The 26,900-nt window shown below is 52.4% G+C and carries 27 protein-coding genes; 4 read left to right on the top strand and 23 right to left on the bottom strand.

Going from position 1 to position 26,900, the window contains the following annotated elements; all coding sequences use genetic code 11:
* Positions 1 to 12: 12 nt before the first annotated feature.
* Together glgP and orn are read right to left on the bottom strand one after the other, a co-directional pair.
* Complete coding sequence (gene glgP, locus BLP45_RS08475; RefSeq protein ID WP_090371701.1) at positions 13 to 2,568, bottom strand: alpha-glucan family phosphorylase; 2,556 nt, start codon at positions 2,566 to 2,568, stop codon at positions 13 to 15.
* 72 nt (positions 2,569 to 2,640) lie between these two features.
* The gene (gene orn, locus BLP45_RS08470; RefSeq protein WP_090371700.1) at positions 2,641 to 3,186 is read right to left on the bottom strand and encodes an oligoribonuclease; all 546 of its coding nucleotides are present in this window, start codon (positions 3,184 to 3,186) and stop codon (positions 2,641 to 2,643) included.
* A 106-nt stretch (positions 3,187 to 3,292) separates the two neighbouring features.
* Between orn and BLP45_RS08465 the strand changes: the two genes are divergently transcribed.
* The 3 genes from BLP45_RS08465 (at position 3,293) to rsgA (ending at position 5,841) form a co-directional block, all read left to right on the top strand.
* The gene (locus BLP45_RS08465) at positions 3,293 to 4,549 is read left to right on the top strand and encodes a M48 family metallopeptidase (protein ID WP_176754711.1); all 1,257 of its coding nucleotides are present in this window, start codon (positions 3,293 to 3,295) and stop codon (positions 4,547 to 4,549) included.
* A 57-nt stretch (positions 4,550 to 4,606) separates the two neighbouring features.
* A complete protein-coding gene (locus tag BLP45_RS08460; protein WP_090371697.1) occupies positions 4,607 to 4,948 on the top strand; it encodes a 4a-hydroxytetrahydrobiopterin dehydratase in 342 nt (113 codons plus the stop codon).
* Positions 4,949 to 5,058: 110 nt separating this feature from the next.
* Entirely contained in the window at positions 5,059 to 5,841 is a 783-nt protein-coding gene (gene rsgA, locus BLP45_RS08455; protein ID WP_256327755.1) for a ribosome small subunit-dependent GTPase A, read from the top strand.
* Positions 5,842 to 5,968: 127 nt separating this feature from the next.
* Here rsgA and BLP45_RS08450 read toward each other — a convergent pair whose 3' ends face one another.
* The 12 genes from BLP45_RS08450 to hemJ form a co-directional block, all read right to left on the bottom strand.
* Positions 5,969 to 6,547 carry a gamma-glutamylcyclotransferase gene (locus BLP45_RS08450; RefSeq protein ID WP_090371693.1) on the bottom strand — a complete coding sequence of 193 codons (579 nt, stop codon included), beginning with the start codon at positions 6,545 to 6,547 and terminating at the stop codon, positions 5,969 to 5,971.
* Between the two features lie 1,035 nt (positions 6,548 to 7,582).
* Complete coding sequence (locus tag BLP45_RS08445; protein WP_256327754.1) at positions 7,583 to 8,062, bottom strand: winged helix-turn-helix domain-containing protein; 480 nt, start codon at positions 8,060 to 8,062, stop codon at positions 7,583 to 7,585.
* Between the two features lie 329 nt (positions 8,063 to 8,391).
* Positions 8,392 to 9,039, bottom strand: coding sequence for a cytochrome P460 family protein (locus tag BLP45_RS08440; RefSeq protein ID WP_090371689.1), 648 nt, complete (start codon positions 9,037 to 9,039; stop codon positions 8,392 to 8,394).
* A 114-nt stretch (positions 9,040 to 9,153) separates the two neighbouring features.
* On the bottom strand, positions 9,154 to 9,477 hold the full coding sequence (locus BLP45_RS08435) for a P-II family nitrogen regulator (protein ID WP_176754709.1): 324 nt from the start codon (positions 9,475 to 9,477) through the stop codon (positions 9,154 to 9,156).
* A gap of 65 nt (positions 9,478 to 9,542) precedes the next feature.
* Positions 9,543 to 10,523 (bottom strand): sodium-dependent bicarbonate transport family permease, encoded by a 981-nt coding sequence (locus BLP45_RS08430; RefSeq protein WP_090371687.1) that lies wholly within the window; start codon positions 10,521 to 10,523, stop codon positions 9,543 to 9,545.
* Between the two features lie 254 nt (positions 10,524 to 10,777).
* Complete coding sequence (locus BLP45_RS15095; RefSeq protein WP_371128745.1) at positions 10,778 to 11,119, bottom strand: carbonic anhydrase; 342 nt, start codon at positions 11,117 to 11,119, stop codon at positions 10,778 to 10,780.
* Between the two features lie 775 nt (positions 11,120 to 11,894).
* The gene (locus BLP45_RS08420; RefSeq protein ID WP_090371683.1) at positions 11,895 to 13,163 is read right to left on the bottom strand and encodes a sensor histidine kinase; all 1,269 of its coding nucleotides are present in this window, start codon (positions 13,161 to 13,163) and stop codon (positions 11,895 to 11,897) included.
* The gene (locus tag BLP45_RS08415) at positions 13,150 to 13,833 is read right to left on the bottom strand and encodes a response regulator transcription factor (RefSeq protein ID WP_090371681.1); all 684 of its coding nucleotides are present in this window, start codon (positions 13,831 to 13,833) and stop codon (positions 13,150 to 13,152) included. The genes BLP45_RS08420 and BLP45_RS08415 overlap by 14 nt, the downstream gene beginning before the upstream one ends.
* Before the next feature lie 60 nt (positions 13,834 to 13,893).
* Positions 13,894 to 14,970, bottom strand: a complete 1,077-nt coding sequence (hemE, locus tag BLP45_RS08410; RefSeq protein WP_090371680.1) for a uroporphyrinogen decarboxylase — start codon at positions 14,968 to 14,970, stop codon at positions 13,894 to 13,896.
* Between the two features lie 248 nt (positions 14,971 to 15,218).
* Positions 15,219 to 16,340: a deoxyguanosinetriphosphate triphosphohydrolase gene (locus BLP45_RS08405; RefSeq protein WP_090371678.1), complete on the bottom strand. Its 1,122-nt coding sequence runs from the start codon at positions 16,338 to 16,340 to the stop codon at positions 15,219 to 15,221.
* Positions 16,333 to 17,433 carry a 3-dehydroquinate synthase gene (aroB, locus tag BLP45_RS08400; RefSeq protein WP_090371676.1) on the bottom strand — a complete coding sequence of 367 codons (1,101 nt, stop codon included), beginning with the start codon at positions 17,431 to 17,433 and terminating at the stop codon, positions 16,333 to 16,335. The genes BLP45_RS08405 and aroB overlap by 8 nt, the downstream gene beginning before the upstream one ends.
* A gap of 100 nt (positions 17,434 to 17,533) precedes the next feature.
* Positions 17,534 to 17,947 carry a protoporphyrinogen oxidase HemJ gene (hemJ, locus tag BLP45_RS08395; protein ID WP_090371674.1) on the bottom strand — a complete coding sequence of 138 codons (414 nt, stop codon included), beginning with the start codon at positions 17,945 to 17,947 and terminating at the stop codon, positions 17,534 to 17,536.
* A gap of 310 nt (positions 17,948 to 18,257) precedes the next feature.
* Here hemJ and BLP45_RS08390 point away from each other — a divergent pair, with 310 nt between their 5' ends.
* Positions 18,258 to 18,611, top strand: a complete 354-nt coding sequence (locus BLP45_RS08390) for a DUF488 domain-containing protein (RefSeq protein WP_256327753.1) — start codon at positions 18,258 to 18,260, stop codon at positions 18,609 to 18,611.
* A 217-nt stretch (positions 18,612 to 18,828) separates the two neighbouring features.
* Here the strand turns inward: BLP45_RS08390 and BLP45_RS08385 are convergent, their stop codons facing one another.
* The 9 genes from BLP45_RS08385 to BLP45_RS08345 form a co-directional block, all read right to left on the bottom strand.
* Positions 18,829 to 19,389 carry a NifU family protein gene (locus tag BLP45_RS08385; protein ID WP_090371670.1) on the bottom strand — a complete coding sequence of 187 codons (561 nt, stop codon included), beginning with the start codon at positions 19,387 to 19,389 and terminating at the stop codon, positions 18,829 to 18,831.
* A 16-nt stretch (positions 19,390 to 19,405) separates the two neighbouring features.
* Positions 19,406 to 19,888, bottom strand: a complete 483-nt coding sequence (gene sufU / locus BLP45_RS08380) for a Fe-S cluster assembly sulfur transfer protein SufU (RefSeq protein WP_090371668.1) — start codon at positions 19,886 to 19,888, stop codon at positions 19,406 to 19,408.
* Positions 19,888 to 21,147: a cysteine desulfurase gene (locus BLP45_RS08375; protein ID WP_090371666.1), complete on the bottom strand. Its 1,260-nt coding sequence runs from the start codon at positions 21,145 to 21,147 to the stop codon at positions 19,888 to 19,890. Before BLP45_RS08375 ends, sufU begins: the two co-directional genes overlap by 1 nt.
* A 3-nt stretch (positions 21,148 to 21,150) precedes the next feature.
* On the bottom strand, positions 21,151 to 22,467 hold the full coding sequence (sufD, locus tag BLP45_RS08370; protein WP_176754708.1) for a Fe-S cluster assembly protein SufD: 1,317 nt from the start codon (positions 22,465 to 22,467) through the stop codon (positions 21,151 to 21,153).
* On the bottom strand, positions 22,464 to 23,252 hold the full coding sequence (gene sufC, locus BLP45_RS08365; RefSeq protein WP_090371663.1) for a Fe-S cluster assembly ATPase SufC: 789 nt from the start codon (positions 23,250 to 23,252) through the stop codon (positions 22,464 to 22,466). The genes sufD and sufC overlap by 4 nt, the downstream gene beginning before the upstream one ends.
* On the bottom strand, positions 23,249 to 24,685 hold the full coding sequence (gene sufB, locus BLP45_RS08360; RefSeq protein WP_090371661.1) for a Fe-S cluster assembly protein SufB: 1,437 nt from the start codon (positions 24,683 to 24,685) through the stop codon (positions 23,249 to 23,251). The genes sufC and sufB overlap by 4 nt, the downstream gene beginning before the upstream one ends.
* A 125-nt stretch (positions 24,686 to 24,810) precedes the next feature.
* Positions 24,811 to 25,152: a HesB/IscA family protein gene (locus BLP45_RS08355; protein WP_090371659.1), complete on the bottom strand. Its 342-nt coding sequence runs from the start codon at positions 25,150 to 25,152 to the stop codon at positions 24,811 to 24,813.
* A 76-nt stretch (positions 25,153 to 25,228) separates the two neighbouring features.
* Complete coding sequence (locus tag BLP45_RS08350) at positions 25,229 to 25,732, bottom strand: Rrf2 family transcriptional regulator (protein WP_090371657.1); 504 nt, start codon at positions 25,730 to 25,732, stop codon at positions 25,229 to 25,231.
* A 437-nt stretch (positions 25,733 to 26,169) separates the two neighbouring features.
* The gene (locus tag BLP45_RS08345; RefSeq protein ID WP_090371655.1) at positions 26,170 to 26,787 is read right to left on the bottom strand and encodes a TetR family transcriptional regulator; all 618 of its coding nucleotides are present in this window, start codon (positions 26,785 to 26,787) and stop codon (positions 26,170 to 26,172) included.
* Positions 26,788 to 26,900: the final 113 nt, after the last annotated feature.

Here is a 26,900-nt window from a genome sequence, read left to right as displayed (position 1 = left end):
ATAGAAAATGTATCATAACCACACCATCATGCCCATTTCAAATGGGTGGGTCAGCAACGAATGATAGGGATAAACACGCATGTGATACTGCAGTTTGCCACATAAATCCGGAGTAAGATTCAGTGCAAACAAATGCTCGCCTGATTCTTCGAGGCCGGAAAACTCGAACCTGAAGTGTTTGAAGTCGCATAATTTGCTCTTCCTGAGCTGGCGGCAAATCAGCAGCTCCACCATCACATCCTCAGGCTGTAAGCCGTTCAGCCTGACTGCAACTTCAAACTTCAGCACGTCGCCAAAGCTGATGCGCTTGGATGGTGTATCCAACCGGCGTATTGTTACGCCACCCCAGGCGTTCCTCACAAAAGCTTTCCAGGCGGCGATTTTTTTTGCCCCACTAAAATCATCCCTGGCATAAAGTGCCCCCTGCCTGCTGGCTGGCACATAAAAATTCCTGGTGTACTCGCTCACCATGCGCGTGGAGTTATAGCGCGGCAACAACGACTTCATGGAGTTTTTGGCCATTTTCACCCACCCTGGCGAATAGCCGAATTTATCGTGACTATAGTAAAGGGGAACTACATGATCTTGCAGCGTCTCGTAGAAATCCCTGCTCTCTTCCTTGTCACGCAATGCGGGAGCCATATTCTCCGGCCCCGGCTTGATAGCCCAGCCATTCGCGCCGTTATAGCCTTCTCCCCACCACCCGTCGAGCACGCTCAGGTTGATCGTCCCGTTAATACCGGCTTTCATGCCTGAAGTGCCACTTGCTTCCAACGGATATACCGGGCTGTTAAGCCATACATCCACCCCCGCTACCAGCCGCCGGGCGAGACGCAGGTCATAATCTTCGACTAGCAGAAGCCGTCCCTCGAATTCCGGCAGGTGCGCGATCTGACTGACGCGCCGAATCATGTCCTGCCCGGGAACATCAGCCGGATGGGCCTTACCCGCAAAAACTATCAGCACCGGACGTTCGCGATCAAGCATGATTCTGCGCAACCAATCGAGATTCTCGAATAGCAGCGTGGCGCGTTTGTAAGTTGCAAAGCGGCGGGCAAAACCAAGTATCAAAGTATTTGGACTAATGGGATCCGTGAATCTGAGCAACCGGTCAAGATGCGCTTCAGAACCATGATTGCGGGAATTTTGTGTCGCGAGGCGAGCACGTATACCGAAAAGCATCTGCGATTTAAGTGTCTGACGCACGCTCCAGAACAAATGATCAGGTATCGTATCGATGCGCGACCAATAGTCGGTATTGGATATATTGTTGCGCCATTCGTAACCCAGATAGCGGTCAAATAACTCGGCCCATTCCTGCGCCAGGAAAGTTGGCACATGCACGCCATTCGTTATATAGGCCATGGGATTTTCTTCGGGCTCAATCTGCGGCCACAAATCTCTGCAGATGCGCGCCGAAACGTTGCCGTGTATCTTGCTCACGCCATTATGGGAACGCGACCCATGGACGGCGAGAGCGGTCATGTTGAAATCGTGGCTACCGGAGACGTGGCCCAGTGCCATAAACTCCTCGCGAGTGATTCCAAGATCGCGGCAGAATCCCTCGAAATATGCGAACATCATGTCATTGCTGAAATAATCATGCCCTGCCGGTACCGCGGTATGAGTCGTGAACACGGTATTTGCCGCCACTGCTTCCAATGCGCTGGGGAAATGCGCCCCCCCCTGCACCAGATCACGCATGCGTTCCAGCATCATGAATGCCGCGTGGCCTTCATTAATATGCCATACCGTCGGCTTCATTCCCATTTCCCGCAATGCGCGAGCGCCGCCAACGCCGAGTATGATTTCCTGCTCGATGCGTTTGGTCTTGTCGCCGCCATAGAGCTGATGAGTAATGTCGCGGTCTTGCGCGGAATTTTCCCGCAAATCTGTATCAAGCAGATAGAGCGTGACATGACCAATTTTTGCCTGCCAGACCTTTACCGTTACCTTGCGCTGCGGCAACTCCACTTCGATCTTCACTTCCGAACCGTTCTTGCGCAGTACAGGTCCCACGGGCAGGTCTTCAAAATCCGAATCGGTGTAAATGACTTGCTGATTACCCTGATTATCGATGGTCTGAAAAAAATACCCTTGCCGATAGAGCAGGCCGACACCGATAAATGGCAAGCGCAAGTCGCTCGCTGCCTTGCAGTGATCGCCGGCCAGAATACCGAGACCCCCCGAATAAATCGGAAAACTCTCATGGAAACCGAATTCGAAACAGAAATATGCTACCTGATCATCCGGATGCAAGCCGCCATTGCCGGCATTTCGCATCGGCTCGGAATGGTAGGAATCATAGGCTGAAAGAATACTGTTGTAATTGGCCAGGAATACCTGATCCTCCGCTGCTTTCAGCAACAGTGATTCATCCACGCGCTTGAGAAAAGCCTTCGGATTGTGCCCCACCGCACCCCATAGACCAGGATGTAGACGGGAAAACAGGGAACGTGTGGAACGGTCCCAGCTGTACCAAAGATCGTTGGCCAGTTCTTCGAGGCGCGCCAAACGGGGAGGGATCTTTGGATTAACGGCAATAGTGAAGGCGGTGCCGAGCGACATGCTTAATAATCCATGAAAAAGATGACAGGAAAGATTCTCTCGACCCGGCGAGAGAATTGCGTCTTATTGATTCTATGCCCTGATGAAATGTTCGCGGTAATATTTCATCTCGGCAATGGAGTCGTAAATATCGGCCAGCGCTTCATGCTTACATTGCTTGGTCAATCCCGCCGCGAGCTCGGGCTTCCAACGTTTTACCAATTCCTTCAGGCTGCTCACGTCAAGATTGCGGTAATGAAAATATCCCTCCAGCTGCGGCATCCACCGGGCCAGAAAGCGGCGGTCCTGACAAATCGAATTCCCGCACATGGGAGAAATACCGGGTGGAACATGCTCTTGCAGAAAGGCGACCATGCGCGCTTCCACCTCGGCTTCCACCAATCTCGATGTCTTGACCTTCTCGACCAAGCCCGATTTGGCATGGGTGGATTTATTCCAGCTGTCCATGCCATCCAGCACCGCTTCCGGCTGGGACACCACCAACACCGGCGCTTCCGCCACCACGTTCAGTTGAGAATCGGTCACGACCAGCGCTACTTCGATGATACGGTCATTGTCGGGACTCAGCCCGCTCATTTCCATATCTATCCAGATAAGGTTATTATTATCTTGTGCCATAATCGAATCGCCTTTCCTGAATTTTCAATATGTAATTGTGTCATATCGATAGTACGCCGTCACCTTTCGGCACATTTGCCAGCGCTCGCCGCGTTAACTGCCCATTATGCAAACTTTTACCGCTGTCTTTCTTGCCGCTCTGCTGCTCACCTTTTGCGCGCGGATGTGGCTGTCGGCGCGGCATATCCATCACGTCCTCGCCCATCGCAGCCGCGTCCCCGACGAGTTCTCTTCCCAGATCAATCTTGAGGCACACCAGAAAGCAGCAGACTATACCTGTGCAAAGACGCGTCTGGGTTATGCCAGCATATTGCTCGAAACAGCGCTTTTACTGATATTTACCCTGGCAGGCGGGCTAGATGCCCTGGCTGCTTTCTGGTCAAACTGGTTGAACAACCCCCTGGCCAACGGCATGGCACTCATCATCAGCGCTATGCTGCTTATTGGCACGGCTGAAATTCCCATAAGCTATTATCGAGTCTTTATTATCGAGCAAAAATTCGGCTTCAACAAAATGACGCCACGCATGTTCCTGGTCGATCTTGTCAAACGAACTGCATTGGGAATGCTATTCGGCATACCGCTTTTACTAGGCGTTTTGTGGCTGATGGAAAAAATGGGCGCGAACTGGTGGTTTTATGCCTGGCTCGGCTGGATGGGCTTCAACCTTGTGGTTCTGGCCATTTATCCAACCTGGATTGCGCCGTTATTCAACAAGTTCACTCCGTTGGAAGATGCCGCACTCAAGGCGCGTATTGAACAACTGATGCGTAAATGCGGCTTCAAATCCAGCGGGCTTTTCGTTATGGATGGCTCACGCCGCAGTAATCACGGCAACGCCTACTTCACCGGCTTTGGCAAGACCAAGCGGATCGTATTTTTCGATACCTTGCTTTCCCGCCTGGATGCGTCTGAAATTGAGGCGGTGCTCGCGCATGAATTGGGCCATTTCAAGCGCCGCCACGTCATCAAACGCATCGTTTGGAGTTTTGCCATGAGCTTGGTCTTCTTATGGATGCTCGGCTACTTGATGCAGCAGAGCTGGTTTTATCAGGGATTGGGAGTTTCCGTTTCGTCCGTCCCCTCAACAGCAGTGGCGCTTCTGCTGTTTTTCCTGGTTATGCCCGCGTTTACCTTTCTATTCCAGCCACTCGCAAGCCTATACTCGCGTAAGCATGAATTCGAGGCCGATGAATACGCCGCGTACAACGCCTCAGCCACCGACCTCATGCGGGCGCTGGTTAAACTCTATCAGGACAACGCCGCCACGCTCACCCCCGACCCCCTGCATTCAGCGTTTTATGATTCTCATCCGCCTGCAGCAATGAGAATAGCGCGGCTGCAAAACCTGGCGCATAATTAGCTTCCTCAGTGTCCGAATACCGACCAATTTGTCAATCATCAACCAGCAGGAGTGACAATGAACGCAACCATCAATGACCTCACAGCCAAACAATGCCGACCCTGCGAAGGCGGCATGCCCCCGCTTTCGTCCGCCGAAGTCGATGTATTGATGCAACAGCTTGATGGATGGGAATTTTCGGGCAAGCTCATCAGGAAAGTCTATAATTTCAGTAACTATTATCAGACCATCGCCTTCGTCAACGCAATCGCATGGATTTCTCATCGTGAAGACCATCATCCGGACATTACGGTCGGCTATAACAAATGCCGGGTGGAATACACTACACATGCCGTTAATGGCCTGTCCGAGAATGATTTTATTTGTGCAGCAAAAATTGATACCCTATTTCAAATTTGACCTCCACTCAACACTTCCCTTCCCCGTTAACAATTCCCGGACAGATAGTCGCCGCGTTCGGTAGGCATTTTCTTGTTAAAACCGCGAGTGATGCAGCGCTTACCTGTGTAATGCGCGGGAAGAAAGGGGGCGCCGCCTGTGGCGATCAGGTGGAAATTCAGCTCACCACGGCGGGACAAGGAGTGATAGAAACAATTCTGCCGCGCAGTGCGATACTCTACCGCAGCGACGTTTACCGCGAGAAATTGATTGCCGCCAATGTCACGCAGATAGTCATCGTGGTCGCGGCCATACCAAGTTTCAGCGAAGAATTAATAAACCGTTGCCTCGCGGCTGCCGAGAATCAGCGCATCAAAGCGCTAATCGTGCTCAACAAAACGGATCTCGGTGAACCGGCACGTGCTGCCGCTGCTTCTCTCACGCTTTACCGGGAGCTAGGCTACTCCTTGTTGCAAATCAGCGCCAAGAACGATGCCACGCCACTTTTGCCCTACCTGCGCGGCCACCTCAGCGTTCTGGTGGGTCAATCAGGCATGGGTAAATCCACCCTCATCAACACGCTCATTCCAGCCGCAAAACGCGCTACTGCGGGGATCTCCGTTGCGCTGGATACCGGACGTCATACCACCACCCATGCACGGCTCTACCATCTCGACGAGAACAGCCGCATCATCGATTCCCCCGGCATGCAGGAGTTCGGTCTGCATTACATTGATGGTGAGGATTTGGCGTGGGGGTTTATTGAATTTCACCCCTACATCGGGCAATGCAGATTCAACAATTGCCGTCATCGCGCTGAGCCCGGCTGTGCCCTTGCACAAGCGGTTCAGGAAGGAAAAATCAGTAGGCGGCGCCTCAATTTTTACCATAGGCTCGCAGCCTGTCGGACTTGAAGAATCCGCAGCAAGCAATCCTTCAAGTCCTGCCAGTTAACCAATAAGTCCGGTTTGTGGCGCTATGTGAAACATCTCCGGCGCCACCAGAATTCTGCGCCCGGATCATTCAGGAAAGCGGCGCCTCTTATGATGCCTCTCTGGCAAGCGGCCACGTGCCCTGGTTAAACTGGTGATAGTCTAGCGGTATATTACCGAATAACAGGGCTTCGCCCTCGGCACGGCGAGCGCTATTCGAATCTACCTGCGCTTCGAATGTTCGCAGCCATTCCACATACGCATTCGGCAAATCATGTTCCACCGCTCCGGCTATAACGAGGCCTTTATACCATTGATACGGGCGAAGCGGCGCTGCATCTTTATAGCGGGCGATGTACGTCATCGCCGGGCAATTATCCGTTGCGGTTACGACCTGGACGTTTGCTTCGCTATATGTTCCAAGGCCTTCCGCGTCATTTAGATTCGATCTGTCCTTTACGTTTATTTTGTAAAGAACCCCATAAACCCGGTCCTTCAGGTTGTTCGTTACTTCGATATCGCATTCTCCGGAACCATCGCGGCTTACCTTGCCAAAGGTGAACCGATGACCCTGAATGAAGCCAGTATCCATCGCGACCGCCGATGGCGCTGCATCTTGAATTCTGCGAGACAGCATGTTTGCGCCATATGCGAAATAAAGAAAGGTGTTAGCAGATGTTTTTAGCATGATTTAAATAATCCCAAGTAGTTGAAAAAACCGGAGTTTCACTTACCGGATACCTTGTAAAATCAATTGTTCAGTTACCGACAATCAGGACAGGAATTACGCATTCCATGTCACATATCCAAACAGCTTGTATCGTTCATCTTATTCAGGATATGTGACAATTCAGTACACTTTTCTAACATTTCTCCCTGGTTAACTCGTGAGTCTGGCATCTTGCGTTTGAAGGAGCCAAACTCCTCGAAACCCGTTTACTTCACAATACTTCACAAATTCTTGACATTTATTATACACATTCTTCACAACTGTAAAGAATTATTTTCGGATTGGTTTAATTCGTTTCCTGGGTGGCTCTCGGGAACATGGTAATACGGCAGACAGGAGAACCAAGATCTCAGAAATTAGCGGATGGAGAATAAAATAACTGGATTTATTCTTTATTACATTAGGTTGAGATTACATCGCATGAGCGGGGGGCCGCCCTCGGAACGGAAATTGGCAGCATCGGGAGATGGCTTTTCGGAACGTATGGGACTTATTCTCCATCAGGTCTAGCCGTGAAAGAAGCGCTCATGTTCATTAATACTTCACAACTACCTAACATTTAGCCAACATGCTCTTCACATCCACAAGTTTTTTTCGTCATCATCAACTTGCCCCGTAGCGACAGGAAATATATCTTTTCAAACGTCCTAAGCGATAGCAATATCCCACGATTCTTCAAGTGGCATCCTGTGAAATGCATCGTTACCACCGGCGAGCGGACACACCCTTTCCTTGGATTGCATTCAAAGCCATGTTTACCAAGGTTGAGCGAACCCGGGAAGAAGTTAAGGTGAGTTAACTGGATGACGCATTCAGCTGATGCCAAATGACGGGAATGTGGAGATGTGACGATTCTGTTCTTGACGGCCGGTCAGCCTGCCTGGGGATGCGGGATATCAGAGATCAGGATGATTCTGATTCTAGGGGAATGCGATGCACTAAGTCACTATGCGTTGTGGACCGATATGGATGATTCCATTTTGTGGTGGCGCTTTATTTCTCTTGGGCGATCCTTTTCCATGCCTGCATCACCTCCATATCCGTCCTCGGATGTTGTGCAAGCTTTGACCAGCCGTGGCGCCGAAGCAGCTGATAGACCGTCGACGTCGATACCGATCTACCCACACATCGTTCAAGTTCCGCTTTCAATTGTGGAATAAGAAGAACACCCGTATTTTGCGCTTGGGTAATAAATGGAGCAAGAAACTTTACCTCTTCATCCAGGCTCATCCGTGCGTGATTGCGAAGTCCTTTCTTGGTCTTGACCTGCTCCACCCCGATCTCGATACGCTGAAATCGGGTTCGCAGCTTCCCGGTCCGGCTCTTCGAGAGGCCAATGATGGTAGCCGTCTGTTCCAGCGATAGTCCAAACTCCAGCGGCAGAAGCAATGCTTGAGCCGCGCGCAATGCATCAACCGTTTTAGCCGTCGCGATTCTTTCCTTTGCCGCCTGCACAAATTCTCGTCCCGTCACAGGTCTCGCCATTGCATACCTAAATAAGGTTAATGTTGAATAAACTCCGGGTATCCACGAAATTCCTCGCCCAAAGCGATTCTAGGTGCTTGGTAAATCCCCGGACTAATAGTGATCGGCAGGTTTGAAGAGCCAGACTTGCCTGCGCCGAGCCCTAACAATCTGCCTGCCCGAAGCGGTAAAAGAACGGCTTTGTGGAGGGATACGGTTCGCAAAATTCGCAAGCCGTTCTTGCCGCTTGACTTCCTGACGTACTACCTCCAGGGCATTAAATCACGCGATTCCCGATCAAAATGCGAGAGGAGAGCAGCTCTACTCAATTCAAAATCTTACTCTCCGCGATCAATATCCATGCTTCCCTGGCCTATTCCCCGGCTTTTACCTTTTCCCTTGGGCTTGGTCGTCGGCTTGGCCGCGCGCAACACGGGGTAATGTTGGGTGAAGACCATGTCTTCGGCGGCATTAGCCTTGTGACATGCAGCGCAGGCATCATCGGGCTGTGCCGCGGCGGTCCGCTTATCGTCAAAACCAAAATACGCCCAATTTTCTGTCTTGTTCGGGAATCGCCTCTTGCTCTTGACAGCCGCTGCAAGACCGCCGAACTCCCCCTGGAAGTATCCATTTCCACTGGACGATTTTTTGTCTCCAACACTGACCATTTCCAGCACAAAAATGGTTCCGTCGCGGAATTTCCCGGTTCTTTTCCAGTAACGCCAGCTCGTCGGATCAATATAAACATTGTGGAATTCCGGGAATGCCGGCTTACCATCGTTCATATCTTTTGGAGTGACCGGTGAACCCACAAAAATCCACTCCCGATAATGGGCGGGACGGATTAATTCTCCGGCTTTGTTGAATTTGGCATAAGCGGTATCCAGCGCGTTTGCAGTAGTGGCTTGCGTGATTAGCATGCCGGACAGAAGTAAGGACGCAAGGCCGCCTAACAATGTTTTCCTGGAAAATGGTTGCTGTAGCATGATCAACTCCTTAGGTATTGGGAACGTAAAAACAAGGCCACACTTAACAATAATAGGCTATTCTTTAGTATAGCCTTGCTTTACCCATACGAATCGTCTCACTTCGATACCGGATCAGTATGAAACCGCAGGCCCAATTACCCATTGGCAGTCCGAGATCAGGCACATGCCGCCAAATTCCTTAAGTCTCGGGCGCAGTGTCATAATAAGCCTCTCCGCCTGCTTTTCCTCACAGGCGAGGATCACCACCGCGTTTTTTTCCTCCAGGCCGTAGTCGTCCGGGCGCCGTTCGCCGCGGGATCCGAGGCCGCCCGCATGATTGATGAATGTATAGCCACGCACGCCGGCTGTCCGCAATAGTCCCAGCAACTTACCCAGCGCCTCTTCATCAATGACGATTTCTATGCGTTTCAGTGGTATTAGAACGTCTGAACTCATAATCCGGTTTCTCCCAATAATGGTTACGCGATATTCCGCATTTGGATAATCTCAAATAATTTGACTTACTGTCCCGCCAGATACTGGGCCGCGGCGTAATAAAGGGGAATGCCGACCACCACGTTGAAGGGGAAAGTACATCCGAGCGACAGGGTCAGGTAGAAGGAAGGGTTTGCCTCGGGCACCGCCAGCCGCATCGCCGGCGGTACCGCGATGTAGGAGCAGCTGGCCGCGAGCACCGTTACCAAAGTCACGCCGCCTACCGAGTATTGCAGATAGTAGTGGCCCACCACCAACCCAAAAAAGGCGCCGATCAGGGGCATCACTATGCCGAAACCGACCAGGAAGAGGCCTACCGCCTTGAATTCCGACAACCTTTTCCCGGCTTCCATGCCCATATCGGCCAGGAACAGGCATAAGGCGCCCATAAAGATGGTTTCAAAAAATGGCTCAATCTTGTGGTAGCTTGGCTCCGAGACCGCCGCGCCGATCGCCATGGAACCGAACAGCAGCAGGATACTGCCATTCGTAAACGCCTCGATCATCAGGTGCTTCATCATCCCCTTTTCACCCTTTTGCGCTCCTCCCAGGATTTTACGGGAATAGCCGGCGAGGACCAGGCCGATCATGATCGCGGGAGATTCCATGATCGCCAGCATGATGACGGGATAGGCCTCATAGGTCACGCCAATCCCGCCCAAGAACGCCACCGCCGTCATGTAGGTGCCCGCGCTCACCGAACCGTAATGCGCGGAGATGGCTGCCGCGTTGAGCGGGTCGATTCTTCCAATGGCTCGCAAGATTATGTAGGCAATGATAGGCAAACCAATGCCAAATCCAAGCGCCGCCCACACGGCGGGAAGCGCATCGGCCATGTTGGATGTGGACAGCGCTTTGCCGCCATGTAGTCCAATACCGATAAGCAGGTAGATAACGACCATCTTATGCATATCGGGTGGAAATTTCAGATCCGATTTGACGATGCACGCGAACATGCCAAGGGCAAAAAACAGTATCGCGGGTACAAGAAGACTGGAAATTGACATTGAGATACCCCTCTTATTTAATTATTAATCCGGCCGCATCCTTACGGCCAGCCCTGCTTCCAAAACCGGCTGTCACGAGAGCGCCAAGGCGCTTGAGCCACGTCCCATAGCACCCCTTCGACTGCGGCGCAGAGATGGCACTCCTTCACGGATCGCATCCCCGCTTAACAGTTTTGCTTTGCTGTTCAAAGAAATGCTTGTCATGTATTCCTCCAAAGGCAAATGAAAGTTTCCGGATGACTTAGCTCTCGCTTCTAGGCAGCCTTAACTTCTTCCCAGGTTCCGTCAAGTTTGATAAAAAATAACTTTGGATCGAATCCCATGGAACGCGCGGTGTCCGCTGCCTTGAAAAGATCCTCCTTCACGGCGCCTGCGCCGCAATCCTCGTGCACGGAAAGCACAGCCATGCAGCTATCATGCAACTTCTTGGAGAGCCCCAAATGGATTTTGAGCTGCTCCATATTGGCTGCGCCTCCGGCAAAAGTGACCCGGTCAAATGTTCCCTCTGGAATATTCAAATGTTCAAGTAATTTTGTAACGGTCTTTTGAATCCGGAAGTCCATACACCCGACAACCGCATGGCTACATGTATGCATATGTTTACCCTTATCTCATCAAGTTTTTTAATGAATGCAACGTGACCGGAAGAACGGCGCCTCCATCCCCTCCAATTTTGGCGTGCTGCAGATTCAACGTCCCCTGGTGATCTATCTGTTTATTCAAACGAATCCCGCAATAGCCATAATTTTTTTCTTAAAACTAGTTAAATCATTAAACAGCGTCGTTCATTAAGGCTGCGTTAACATGTTACAAATGTATTGCAATGGTGCACAGATTGCCACAGTGTGTGTGAAGAGAATGTCGTGCATATGTGATTAATTTGTGAAAACAAGCAAAAAAATCACCTTTAAACCCTCCCAGGAAATAACGCCATTTAAAAATGGAATTTCCGGTATGATTTTCCTTATGAAAAAGAGATGTGCCGTGAAAGGCCGAATTTTTCGGGACCGGTTAAGCGAATGTAAAAATAGTTCGGGGCCGATACGAGGTGGTGCGCAAAGATGCGATCGGTAAAAGAAATAGGGAAGTAGCAGGCTATAAAGCGACGCGCTCCGCAGGTTCAGGCGGCTGGGAGAAGCGACCTGCGACCTCGGGACGATCACCGTCTTTGCCCTGAAAAAAAGGCATACCGCAATTAACAGGAAGTCTATGCGATTGCCGCGCCCTCGACAGTGAAGTACGCGCGTTTAGAGGGATGAGCCGGATGGGAGAGACGCCCTTGGCAGGAAGCACCGGCATGGTAACGCTGCGCCTGACAAGTTAACGAAGCAGAAATTCGCTTCTGCCCGTGTTCGTTCCAGCCACCGCTAATTATGGAAATGTAATGTGAAAGGTCGCGCCTTGCCCGGGAGTGCTGTCGACCTCGATGATCCAGCCATAGTGGTCGCAGATACGCTTGACGATGGCAAGCCCGATTCCCAGACCTTCGCCCTGCGCGGATCCGCGGAAGAAGCGCTCATACAGAAGCGGCAGATAGAACGGCTCGATGCCGATACCGGAATCGGAGATGGAAATGCGGTTCTGACTGAAATTTACCCGGATAAAACCACGCTCGGTGTATTGCACTGCATTGCGAAGCAGATTGACAAGCGCGGTATGCAGCGCTTGCCGGTTCAACGTGAGGACGGCCTTCGGCTCTACCGCCACCTCGAAAGTGAGGCGTTTGCGATAGATTTCGGTGCATACCGGTTCCGCGGCATCATAAACGCATTCGGCAAGCGCTACCGGTTCCATGATGCCTAGCGCCTGCTCGCGGGCAAGAAATAGCAAGGCCTGCAATTGCTCGCCCATGCGCGTCGCCGCGGCCTCGATCATTCCAATGCGGACACGCGACCTCTCGGAGAGACCTGGCTCCGTAACCAGAAGCTCGCAACTCGTCAGAATCGTCGTAATCGGGGTGCGGAGCTCGTGGCTGACATTGGCGGTGAATTCCTGCTCACGCCGCAGCATGCGGGTAATGCGGTTCTGATAGTCGTCCAGGGCATGGGCAAGCTGTGCCACTTCCTCGTCCTGCCCCGGCTGGATCATCGTTGCGCCCTGCACGTCGCCGGGCGCAAGATGTCTTACCCGCTCGGCAAGATCGGTAACCTGTTTGACGAGTAACCCGGCAAGCAGATATCCCACTACCAGTGCGACGCCGACCACCGACAGGAGGGACAGCACGATAAGAAGCCTGAGCTCCTGCTGCCGCTGATCGTGGAGCCCAATTTCATAGGCAACAAGAAACTTGACGCCGTCGACGTGCCGCACTGCGACCCGGACCTCCTCCGGCCCACGAAACACCTTATGACGCCTGTAGTTGAGTCCCTGCAGATAAGGGGGCAACTGGGATTCCTCGGCGGAATCATGAATGATGTATTTCTCCAGGTTGGACCCGACCTGCGGGACAAAATCGCCGCGCTCATGGTAACGCTGGAGAAGATAATCCATCTCGGTTTCGATAATCTGCTCGATATGCGCCTCTTCGATGTCATCGGAAGCAATATAAAGGCTGATACCGAGGGTTCCAACGACAACTATACAGAATATCGCAAATGCCAGCGCGACACGCAGGCGAAGGCCACGCTTAAATCCCGGCACGGGAAATCAGGCGGTAACCGAGTCCATGAACCGTCTCGATCGGATCGTAGCCGCCAGCCCGGGTCAGTGCGCGGCGCAATTCATGCATATGGCTGCGCAAGGTATCGCTGGTTCCCTGCGCGTCTCCCCAGACTTCGGATTCCAGCTCTCTCCGGCTGAAAACGCGGCCGGGCTCGCCCATCATCAGCGCAAGCAGGCGGATGCATTTCGGCGGCAATTTGACGCTTGCGCCAGCAAAACGGACCGACAGCGTTTTTGGATCGAAGGTCAGATCATCACTTTCCAGCGTACGGCTGGTAACCTTACCCCCGTGCCGTTTGTGCATCGCGACCAGGCGCGCCTCGACTTCCTTCAACGCGAAGGGCTTGACCAGGTAGTCGTCCGCTCCACAGTCGAAACCCTTCAGCTTGTCCGTCAGTGTATCGCGCGCGGTCAGCATCAGCACCGGTGTATCGAGATTCGCTTCCTGGCGAAGCTTTCGGCACAGCATGATTCCGTCCATGCCCGGCAGCCCAAGATCAAGCAGGATACCGTCGAATCGCTGTGTAACCGCGAGATGCAAACCCGTGATGCCGTCGGCCGCAGCATCGACACTGTGACCGCGAGCTTCCAGAAAATCATAAAGATTGGTGGCTATTGCCGGATCGTCTTCAATAATCAGTATGTGCACGAGATGGCCCTACGGAAAATTCGAAATTAATTCAGGCACTATAGTTTAAACCCTTTATATTTATAAAGGCGAATGCTGGCGGTACTTCCGGCTGATGCTGTGGACCGCTTCCACCAGTGTCAGGGCGCTTTCCGGCGGTGTGAATTGGGAGATGCCGTGGCCCAGATTGAACACGTGACCGTCGCCGCTACCGTAACCTGCCAGTATTTTTTCCACCTCGGCGACAATGACTTCCGGTGCCGCGAACAGCACGGCGGGATCGAGATTGCCTTGCAGGGCGACTTTGTGGCCGACGCGCCGGCGCGCTTCGGCTATGTCCACCGTCCAATCGAGCCCTACCGCATCACAACCGCTGTCGGCGATACTCTCCAGCCATAACCCGCCGCCCTTTGTGAAAACAATGTTGGGAATCCGCCCGCCGCCATGCTCACGCTTTAGCCCAGCCAATATTTGACTGATATAACGTAGAGAAAATTCCTGATAAGCAGCATGCGACAATGCCCCGCCCCAGGTATCAAAAATCATTACCGCCTGCGCACCCGACTCGATCTGCGCATTCAGATAAGCCGTTACCGCCTGGGCGGTAATATTGAGGATATGATGCAGGAGATCGGGCCGCTGGTATAACATGGTCTTGATTTGACGGAAATCAGTGCCACCGGAACCCTCAACCATATAGCAGGCAAGCGTGAATGGGCTGCCGGAAAAACCGATCAGCGGAATACGGTTATCCAGCGTCCTGCGAATTTGCGAAACCGCATCCATCACATAGCGTAAATGTACTGCGGGATCAGGTACTGTAAGCGCGCGAATTTCCCACTCCTCGCGCAAGGGCCGCTCGAACTTGGGCCCCTCGCCATCGGAGAAATAAAGCCCGAGGCCCATTGCATCCGGAATCGTAAGAATATCCGAAAATAGTATCGCGGCATCCAGCGGAAACCGTGCCAGGGGCTGCATGGTAACCTCGGTGGCAAAATCGGGGTTTTTGCATAGCGCAAGGAAATTACCGGCGCGGGCGCGCGTCTGGTTGTATTCGGGCAGATAACGCCCGGCCTGGCGCATCAGCCAAACGGGTGTGTACTCGGTAGATTGCCGTAGCAGGGCTCGCAGCAATGTATCGTTTTTCAGTTTTGTCATGGATCTGTTCTGTTTAAACGCGGTAAACGCGGAAGTCCGGCGGGAAAAGCGCTTTGCGGAAACTTATTCCCATTTTTCGGGATAATAGCCATCGCCGCTTGCAGCACGTTACCACTCTACCGAACTGCCGATATTACCAGTGAATGACTTCCGGGTACATTATCTCTGAGGCATATCACCAACCCCGGCGGGGTCAGCGTTCTCATACTTATCTGTTGCTTCCGTGCAGGTGAAGAATTTCGTAGTACTCAGATCTCCTTGATAGCGAACATGCGCCGATATTCGCGGATAGCGTAGCGGTCAGTCATGCCGGCGATGTAGTCGGCGATTGCCTGATGCCCATCCTGAGAATACTTTATCTGGTACAGCGGTGGGAGCAGGCGGATATCCGCACAAAATGCATGAAATAGCCTTTCGATGGTGTGACGTGCCTTGGCACTCATGCGGGCTACCTGGTAGTGCCGGTAGAGGTGGTCCCGCAGGAATTTTTTTAATTCCTGCTGCTCCTGCTGGATACTCTCGCTAAAACCAATCAACGGTGCTGCTGCCCGCACCGCGGGCAAGCTATCAGGGCGGGCATCGGTGATATTCCTGGCGCTTTGCTTGATCAGATCCCCCACCAGGGTGTTGATCATGCGCCGTATGGTTTCATGAATCAAACGCCGCCCTGTTATGTCGGGATACCGCTTTTTAGCCATCGCCAAATGCCTACGGAATAGGCCGACTTCTTCGAGTTGCTCCCGCGTGATAAGACCGGAGCGCAACCCATCATCCACATCGTGATTGTTATAGGCAATTTCATCAGCAACATTGGCGAGCTGCGCTTCCAGCGATGGCCGCTGGTTTGAGAGGAAACGTTCACCTACGTCTCCGAGTTTCAGCGCATTTTTCTTCGCGCAATGCTTGAGTATGCCTTCGCGAGTCTCAAAGCACAGATTCAGACCATCAAACGCGCCATAATGCTCTTCCAGCACATCCACCACGCGCAGGGATTGCAAATTGTGCTCAAAGCCGCCGTAATCTTTCATGCAATCGTTCAGCGCATCCTGCCCTGCGTGGCCGAATGGCGTATGACCCAAGTCGTGCGCCAGGGCAATAGCTTCAACCAGGTCTTCGTTAAGATGTAAATTACGTGCTATCGAACGGCCAATCTGGGCCACTTCCAGGCTGTGCGTCAAGCGTGTGCGGAACAGGTCTCCTTCGTGATTCACGAAAACCTGCGTCTTGTATTCAAGCCTGCGGAAGGCCGTGGAATGAATAATTCGATCACGATCACGCTGGAAGGATGTGCGCCCGGGGGAAGGTTCTTCCTCGATGCGGCGGCCGCGAGAATTTTCCTGTGAGACCGCATAAGGCGCCAGCTCATGCATTTGCGGTACATTCCAGAAGAGTTTCAGCGAGTACCGCAGCAGGTACATCGGAGCGGACCACGGCTTCCCCTATACGATTGAGTAGAATGAAACGCATTTTGCCCCCTTCCACCTTCTTGTCCAGCCCCATCAGGTGCAAGTATTTTTCCGGACCGAGACTGGGAGCAGCGACAGGCAGCCCTGCCTGCCTGTAGATATTCCGGATCCGCTCGACATCAACCTTTCCGATCATACCCATCCGTTGCGACAATTCCGCCGCCAGTACCGTACCTGCCGCAACAGCTTCGCCATGCAGCCACACACCATAGCCCATTGCGTTTTCAATGGCATGGCCAAATGTATGCCCGAGGTTGAGTAATGCCCGGACACCGCTTTCGCGTTCATCGGCTTCCACAATCTCCGCCTTATTCACGCAACTGCGCCTTATTGCTTCAACCAGCACTTCGGAATCCCGTGCAAGAAGCCCGGTCATGTTCCGCTCGATCCACTCCATAAAATTGGGATCGCGGATAAGACCATATTTAATGATCTCGGCGATGCCTGCGCGCAACTCCCTCTCAGGCAAGGTATCGAGCGTATCACTATCCGCTACTACCACCCGCGGTTGATAGAAGGCTCCGATCATATTCTTCCCGAGCACATGATTGATGCCTGTCTTGCCACCCACCGAGGAATCAACCTGCGCCAGCAACGTGGTTGGGAATTGCATAAATGGCACTCCACGCAGATAGGTCGCCGCGGCGAACCCGGCCAAGTCACCAACAACCCCCCCGCCCAGCGCGATGATGGGAGTACTACGTTCGCACCGGTGTGTCAGAAGCGCATCGAAAATAAGATTCAGCGTTTGCCAATTCTTGTGCTCCTCCCCGTCTGGAAGAATGATCGGCACCGACACCACGTCCTGACTTTCCAGCGTACTACGCAATTTTTCCAGATAAAGCGGCGCCACCGTGGTGTTGGTAACGATTGCAACCCGCTTCCGCGGCAAGAGATTCAGGATAATTCCTGTCTGGCTCAGAATACCATTGCCGATATGGATCGGATAACTCCGTTCACCAGGCGTTGCAGCAAGATTGACTGTAATTGTTTCCATGTTTCTTTATTGATTCAAAGCCATCTCGCCTCTCCTGAATTACCAAGACTTGGCAAGATCGATAGGCTTCGACTTTGTGGAATGAGGAGTGACGTGATTCTTAGAATGGTTTCACTACCACCAGTATTACCACGGAAATCAACAATACCACTGGAATTTCATTGAACCAGCGATAATAAACGTGGCTATGCCGGTTTCGATCATGCTTGAAATCAACGAGCAGTCTGCCGCAGTAGAGGTGATACCCGATCAACCCGATTACCAGCGCAAGTTTCGCATGCAGCCACCCGCCGGAGATGCCATAACCCAGCCAGAGCCACAGGCCGAAAAAGATGGTCAACACTGCCCCGGGCGTCATGATGCCATAATAGAGCTTGCGTTCCATCACCTTAAAACGCTCGACCCCTGGCGGGTCATTGCTCATGGCATGATAGACGAACAGGCGCGGCAAATAAAACAGTCCGGCGAACCACGTTACCATGAAAATTATGTGCAGCGATTTTATCCAGAGCATCTGATTTTTTTAAGGAGAAGCGATAGATCATTCATCGACGCCATGCCATGGCATCACGCTGACACGCAATAAACTCCCCACCAAGTCATCGTCTTTCCCGCGAAAGCGGGAATCCAGAGATTCTCTGAATTATTCATAATAGTATAGCCGATCAGTATCAGCGGAAGAATTGAGATTGCTTCGGGCTTGTCCCCGAGCCGTTTCAGAAACCCAAGGAACGTTCTCAGGAATAGGTTAAATTGTGGTTGACTACTGTTACGTGGTATTGCCTAATTACTGTATTCACTATTCACTATTGTAGTGACAGGCGATGATGAAGCTTGAACTGAAACGCGCCTACGACCCACCCAAGGACTCGGATGGGTTACGCATCCTTGTCGATCGTCTGTGGCCGCGCGGCCTTTCGAAGGCCGAAGCTAAAGTCGAGTTCTGGGCCAAGGAAGTCGCCCCATCGAATGCGTTACGGCACTGGTATCAACATGAGCTGGGGAAGTGGCCCGAATTCCGGCGCCGATACCTGGATGAGCTTAAGAGCAATACCGTGGCGGTAAAGGAACTCGTGGCAAAAATTGGACGCGGAAACACCACGCTTCTCTTCGGCTCGAAAGAACTCCACCACAACAACGCGGTGGTGTTGAAGGAGTACCTGGAGACGTTTCAGTAGAAGGGGATAGACTTATCAATCATTCCGCGGTTTGGCGTTTATGTAGGATGGGTAAAGCGAAGCGTAACCCATCAATTCGCAATACCGCTTACCTGGCCGCTGACCGTGCATCAGTCAGCGTTTTCGCGCCGGTTGCCGAACTGCATCCTGAAGGTGTGCAATAAGCTGGGAAACGCGTTGCGCAACTGACGTTCGGCGAATGTCAGGTTCCGCATCACTACATTGCGACAACCTCAAGATCCGGCTCTATCGACCTCAGCATATTCTGGATACCCCTGAGCGTACCCGAGATTGAGCTCGGACAAGTGCCGCAGGCACCCTGGTAGTGCACGCTGAGCTTGTTACCTTCGAGGCCGAGCACATGGAGATCGCCGCCGTCGTTCTGCAGATAGGGCCGTATCTCCTCGTCGAGCAATGCGTTGATGGTGTCGAGCCGCTGCTGATCCTCGGGACTTAACCCGGCGATGGCGGTGTTCGCCGCTGCCACAGCGGCGTCCGATTGGGCACCCGCCCCAGGCGCGGCGCGGATCGGGTCGGCGACCTCGCGCGCCAGATCCTGCCAGTCTGCCCCCCCGTCCTGGGTGATCGTGATCCAGCGGTCGACATAAAATACATTGGTCACATGATCGATGTCAAACAACGCCGCGGCGAGTGGATCGTCCTTCGCTTGCTCAGCATTATCATAGGAGTGCGTCACACCCCAAGTCAAAGGTTCCTTGAGGATGAATTTCAACGCATTCCGATTCGGGGTACCCTCTATTTCAGAAATTTTTGGCATTTTCTCTTCCCATCAGTCAGGCATCGCCAATGGTGGCGTGCATTGGATCATCAGCAGCCTCCGTCGAGGTAGTGGTGACGGAATTGAGCGCCGCATGCAGCGTGTGCCACGGCAGAATCGCACATTTGACACGCGTTGGAAGATCACGTACTCCGGCAAATACCGTCAACCGCCCAAGATGGTGAGGACTGTCAAGGTCAAGCTTGCCCATTGCCATATCGCGAAATTCCTGAATCAGCGTTTCGGCATCGCTACGCGTCTTTCCTTTAACGACAGTAGTCATCATTGAGGCTGATGCCTTGCAGATCGCACATGACTCACCGTGAAACGCAATGCTGTCAATGAGATCCCGGTCTAGATTTAGCGCGATATTGAGATGATCGCCGCACAGCGGGTTATGACCGACGGCTTGATGGCTTGCCTTGTCGAGCGTGCCGTAATTGCGGGGCTTTTTATTGTGATCGAGGATAACCTCTTGATAGAGCGACTTGGTATTCATTACGTGAAAACTTTCTGCACTGTGCGAAGGCCCGTGATAAATGTATCCACTTCGGCCATCGTGTTGTAAAACGCAAATGAGGCGCGCGTCGTTGCCGGCACCTTGAGACGCAGCATCACCGGCTGCACGCAATGGTGACCAGTACGCACCGCGACCCCTTCCTGATTCAGAAGCGTGCCAATATCATGCGGATGGACGCCTTTGACCTCGAACGACAGCACTGCGGTCTTCACTGGGGCGGTGCCGATGATACGCACCCCCGGCAAATGGCGTATCTGCTCAGTCGCATAGTTGAGCAGATCAAGCTCATGCGCCGCGATTGCATCCATGCCGATCCCCAATAGATAATCAACCGCGGCACCGAGCCCGATGGCAGCCGCAATTGGAGGCGTACCGGCTTCGAATTTGTGCGGGATGGTATTGTAGGTCGTTTTTTCAAACGTCACCGACAAAATCATATCCCCGCCGCCTTTGAATGGCTGCATGCGTTCGAGCAGCTCAGCCTTGCCATACAGGATGCCGATCCCTGTCGGGCCGCACAGCTTGTGGCCCGAAAAAGCATAAAAATCGCAATCGAGATCCTGCACATCGACTTTCATATGCGGTACCGCCTGCGCCCCATCAATAAGCACCGGCACTCCGCGTTTATGCGCGAACTCAATCATCGATTTGATCGGGTTGACAGTGCCCAACGCGTTCGATACGTGCAGCACGCCGACGAATTTCGTGCGCTCATTAAACAGCTTCTCATACTCGTCGACAAGAAGTTCGCCCGCGTCGTTGATGGGGACGACACGGATCTTTGCGCCTTTCTCCTCCGCCAGCATCTGCCATGGCACAATGTTTGAATGATGCTCGAGCGTGGTAAGGATGATTTCGTCACCCCCGCCGATGAACTTGCGGCCATAACCATGCATCACCAGATTGATCGCATCTGTAGTGCCGCTGGTGAAGATGACTTCCCTATCTTCGCGCGCATTGATGAAGTACTGGAGTTTGCGGCGCGAATCCTCGTATTCGGCGGTAGCCGTTTCTGATAAATAATGCACGCCACGGTTGATATTGGCATGTTGCGTGGCCTGGTAGCGCACCAGACGATCGATCACCGGCTGCGGCATCTGGCTGGACGCCGCATTATCAAGATAAACCAGGGGCCTGTCGTTGACCTGGAGTTTGAGGATCGGGAAATCAGCACGAATATGCTCGACATCGAACATCGGCGCGAATTGAGGTTTCAAATCAGACTCTATCAGCTTCATGATTCAGTTTCTCTGGGTTTGCTCGAGCACTGCCTGCTCAAGCCGGTGTTTGAGTGAGGCAACGGATATGCGGTCGATAATTTCGGCGCCGAACGCGTACGTAAGTAGATTGCGTGCCGTGATTTCGGATAATCCTCGGCTCTTGAGATAAAATACTTCATCATTGTCGAGTTGGCCAACGGTTGCTCCGTGTGCGCATTTCACGTCGTCCGCGAAAATTTCCAGTTGCGGTTTGGTATCGACGCGCGCCTTGGCGTTCAGCAGCAAATTGCGGCTCGATTGCGACGAGTCAGTGCGTTGTGCATTCGGACGCACCAGGATCTTACCGTTAAACACCGCGTGCGCGGCCCCGTCGACAATGCATTTATGTGACTGACGGCTGATGCCATGGGGCTTTGCATGGTCAATGCAGGTATGCGTATCGGCGAGCTGGCGACCGGTGATCAATGCCAGTCCGTCAATTGCGCATTCGGCTTCCTCGGCCGCGAGCAGGGTGTTCAGGTTATAGCGCGAAATGCGTGCGCCAAGCGCGACACTGACCGATCGATAACGACTTGCACGGCCCGTCGACACTGCACAGTTTGCAATGTGAAACGCCTCCGTACTGTCGCGCTGAACCCGGATATGGTTGACCTGTGCATTGTCGGCTAGCGCGATTTCAGTCACCGCGTTCGTTACATAAGCGTCTTCCTGCAATGCAACGTAATCCTCGACGACCGTTATCGCACTACCGGATTCCGCAATCAATAGACAGCGCGGATGGCTTGCCGCCTCTCGTTGCGTCGCAACAAACAGCAGATGCACCGGCTTCTCGGCGACAGCATTGCGCGGCGCGATGATCAGCGCTCCATCCTGCAGGAATGCGGTATTGAGCGCGGCGAACACATTATCCCGGAACCCGGCATGACGACCGAGATGCGGCTCTATCGCTGTTGCATGCGCTGACAGCGCTGTCGACAGATTTGAAACTATGAGACCTGAGTCTGTGGCTTCATCCGGTTGCGTGGACAATTGCGGCGCATACGCGCCGTCGACGAATACGAGCCGAGTTGCAGCTTCTTCCAGATAGAAACGCTCGACATCCGCGGTTTGCAAGGATGATACAGCGCGCACCGGCTGGAACGACAGCTTGGCGAGCGGCGAAATATCGGTGAAACGCCATTCTTCGTCACGCGTAGTTGGCACTTTCAGCGCACCGACACGGTCGACCGCATCGGCCCGCAACTGATTAAGCCACGCCGATGGACTTGATGGCAGTTGCGGCTGCCCTTGAAGCAAGCTTTCGAGGTAGCTGCCGCCGGTCACCATGCTCACGCTCATGCTCTGGCTGCAGCACGTTGCTCGATGCTGACCCAATCGTAGCCCCGCGTTTCAAGATCGAGCGCGAGTTCTTTGCCGCCGGTCTTGATAATGCGGCCCCCTGCCATTACGTGCACGTAGTCCGGCTCGATATAATTGAGCAGACGTTGATAGTGCGTCACCAATATGATCGCATTGTCCTTGGTGGCAAGCTGGTTCACGCCCTTTGTTACAATTCTGAGCGCATCGATATCAAGACCGGAGTCAGTCTCATCGAGAATTGCCAGTTTTGGCTCAAGCAGCGCCATCTGCAATATCTCGTTTCGTTTCTTCTCTCCACCGGAAAAACCTTCGTTGACGCCTCGATCCAGAAAATCCGGATTCATTTCAAGCAATTTCATTTTTTCGCGTACAAAATCTTCAAACTCCAGCGGGTCAAGCTCGTCCTTGCCACGTTGCGCCTGCGTGGTATTGTAAGCAAGACGCAGAAAATGACTGTTTGCGACACCAGGTATTTCGATCGGATACTGAAAAGCGAGAAATACGCCGGCACGTGCGCGTTCCTCCGGTTCGAGATCGAATAGGTTGTTGCCTTCGAACGTCACTGAACCCCCGGTCACTTTATAAGCGTTGTGGCCCGCAAGCACTTTGGCGAACGTGCTTTTACCCGAGCCGTTCGTTCCCATGATTGCATGCACTTCACCGCTTCTGACCGTCAGATTGATCCCTTTGAGTATCTCGATGCCGTTAACGCTCGCTCGCAATCCGTGTACGTCAAGCAACGTCTTGCTGTCCTGATAAATCATCCGACGCTCCCTTCGAGCTTGAAGCCCAGCAGTTTGGTCGCCTCGACCGCGAACTCCATCGGCAACTGTTGAAATACGTCCTTGCAGAATCCGTTAATAATCATTGATACCGCTTCCTCACTGTCAATGCCGCGTTGCGCAAAGTAGAACAACTGGTCTTCGCCGATCTTTGACGTTGACGCTTCATGCTCGACTTTGGCGCCTTGGTTACGAACCTGAATATAGGGAAAGGTGCTGGCGCTGCACTTGTCGCCAATCAGCATGGAATCGCATTGCGAATAATTCCGCGCGCCGGTGGCAGTGGGGGCAATTCTGACCAGCCCTCGATAACTGTTATTGGAATGACCGGCCGAGATACCTTTGCTGACGATAGTGCTGCGCGTATTTTTACCGATGTGGATCATCTTGGTACCGGTGTCGGCCTGCTGGTAATTGTTGGTGACTGCCACCGAATAGAATTCGCCGACCGAGTTTTCGCCCTGCAGCACGCAGGATGGGTATTTCCAGGTGATTGCCGAACCGGTTTCAACCTGAGTCCATGAAATACGCGAATTAATGCCCTTGGCCAAGCCGCGCTTCGTGACAAAATTGTAGATCCCGCCCAAGCCATTTTCGTCACCTGCATACCAGTTCTGCACTGTCGAATACTTGATGTCGGCGTTGTCCAGCGCGATCAATTCGACCACCGCCGCATGCAATTGGTTGGTGTCGAACTTGGGCGCGGTACAGCCTTCGAGATACGAGACCGATGCTCCGTCCTCGGCAATGATCAGAGTGCGCTCGAACTGTCCCGATTCCTCGGTATTGATGCGAAAGTAAGTTGACAGATCCATGGGACATTTGACGCCTTTAGGAATGAAGCAGAACGTCCCGTCGGTGAAGACCGCCGAGTTGAGCGCGGCATAGTAATTGTCGCCTACCGGCACCACCGTGCCAAGATACTGTCTCACCAGGTCGGGATGCATCTGGACGGCCTCCGAAATCGAACAGAAAGTAATGCCGACCTCGGCAAGCTTCTGCTTATACGTGGTTGCCACCGAGACGCTGTCAAAAATCACATCGACCGCGACACCCGCAAGGGCGGCCCGTTCATGCATCGGCACACCAAGTTTCTCGAAGGTACGCAGCAGCTCGGGATCGACTTCGTCCATGCTGCTCAACTTCTGCTTCGGCTTTGGCGCCGAGTAATAACTGATGGCCTGAAAATCAATCTTCGGGTATTTAACGTTCGGCCATTTCGGTTCTTCCATCTTGAGCCATTGCTGATATGCCTTGAGCCGGAATTCAAGCAGCCACCCAGGTTCATTTTTCTTGGCCGAAATCAGCCGGATGGTATCTTCACTCAATCCTCTTGGCGCAACATCAGACTCGATCTCGGTAACGAAACCGTGTTTATAAGGCTGGTTGACCAGATTTTGTAATACTGCGCTCATTAGATTTACTCCAGTATCGTTCACGTCGAAGAAGAACCTTGAACTCATTGCCCGAGATTCTTTTACATCTTTCGTTCTCCTACCCCCACCCTCACACCTCGTTTTATCCTTTTTGCCTTGACCAGCTATACCTTCGCTGGTTCCTTCAGACTAAAACTTTCGCCACAGCCGCATGTGTTATCGACGTTAGGATTATCGAACCTGAAGGACTCGTTGAGCCCTTCCCTGATAAAATCCACGCGTGAGCCATCGAGGAACGGCAAGCTGCCGGCGTCGGTTATCACGTTGGCGTTATAGGAGACGAACATCTGATCGCCCGCTCGAACTTCGTCGGCGTAATCGAACGTGTAGGCAAAACCAGAGCAACCGACCTTCTTCACGCCGATGCGCAAGGCCAATCCCTTGCCGCGCTTCGCTAACTGCTTCCGGATCTGTTTTGCCGCATTTTCGGTTAATGTTATCGCCATCACTGTTCTCCTGTTACGATTTACACTTGGAGTGATCGAAATAAGCGTGGGCAATCTGTATCAATTACTGGGTCGATCAGGCCGAAACTGCACGGTGTTCACGTTCGGGCATGACACGTTCAAGTTCGGGCATGACCTTCCGCATATCCAGCATCTGCACTACGCCGCTTTGCCTTGCCTTCTGGTCGTCAACCAGCTGTTTCAGCGTTATGGCGCCAAGGTGATCGAAAATAAGATCATTCAGCTTTACCCACAAGTCGTGAGTCATGCATTTTTTGTCGTTGTTGCAATTTTCCTTTCCACTGCATTGCGTTGAGTCGATCGGTTCATCAACCGCAAGGATAATCTCGGCAATCGACACTTGCGCCATATCCTTGGCAAGGCAATAACCGCCTCCCGGCCCGCGTACGCTGTCCACAAGCGAGCGCTGGCGCAGCTTTGCGAATAGTTGTTCAAGATAAGATAGCGAGATTTGCTGACGCCGGCTAATCTCGGCAAGCGTCACGGGGTGAGGGCTGCGCTGCATCGCAAGATCCAACAGCGCCGTTACTGCAAATCGTCCTTTGGTGGTTAACCTCATGATAAACTCCTCTTCACTCTCGTAGTTTCAATGGAATAGAGATATTAAAATAAAGACCAGACAGTTAATACACGACTGATTTGGTCAACTATAAGATACTTGATCGATTTAGTCAACTATAAAAAGGGGGCAAGCAACGGGTTTTCAAGTAATCGAAAACGCAATGAGTATTGCTATCACCGCGATTTATGCCGCGAAGCAAGCGCGAAGTTGCAAGTATCGCCGTCGGGCAAATCAACGAACGCAAACTTGAATGATGATTTGAATTGAAGAGCCGGCCGACAACTGTCGGACTTGGAGGAGAATCAGCTGCAAAAGAGCTGCGCGTTCATATCTCGAGGCGTTCGGTCCTGGACGCCAGGAGGAAGAATATGCGTTTTCTTCAAAATCCGCGTCGCCCTCGTTTCTTTCCCCGATTCTTTAAGTCCGCCATGAGGCTAGCGATGGCGAAGCCGCATATGTGCTTTAACCAATTTAATCGCCTGGTAACGAAACCGGTTGCCATCCGTATCTTTCACCCACATATGCAGCAGGCCGATAAAGAATAGATGCGTATCCGTGGCTAACTGAGAGGGTTCGTGGGAAAGATGTAGCTGCTCTTGCGCTTTTGCACGCTCATAAACCAGTTTCAGCTTTTCTTCAATGCCGGAGCAATTCAATAAAATTTGCTGCAGGACGGCGGCGAACTCGTCTACGTATTCGCACTTGATCATCATGATTTCGTAAATCTGCCGGGTCTCCATACTCTCGGTGAGTAACTGGATGGTGCCGCACAAGAAATTCTCGATACATGTCAGCGGGTCTTCGGAACCTTCAATCAGCAAAGTATCGTCCATGCGATCAATCAATGACAGGAACACCTGTTCGCGCATCGCTTGAAACAGATCGATTTTATTGTTGAAATGCCAATAAATTGCGCCACGCGTGACACCGGCCTGACAGGCAATATGTTCCATCGTAGTGCGGCTGACGCCTCGCGTCAGAAAAACCTGGCGTGCCGCTTCGATAAGACGTTGCCGGGTTAACTCCGCATTTTCTTTAGTTTTTCGAACCACCGTTTAAATAGTCCTTATCCGCTATTTACATCGATCATCTTTTGTATATAATTTACATACATACAAGAATGTATGCAAGTTCTTTCGTCCAGAGCTGTTTTGCTTACCGGTAT

Source organism: Nitrosospira sp. Nl5 (genome assembly GCF_900102495.1).
Classification (GTDB): Bacteria; Pseudomonadota; Gammaproteobacteria; order Burkholderiales; family Nitrosomonadaceae; genus Nitrosospira.
This window is presented reverse-complemented; position numbering and strand designations above follow the sequence as displayed.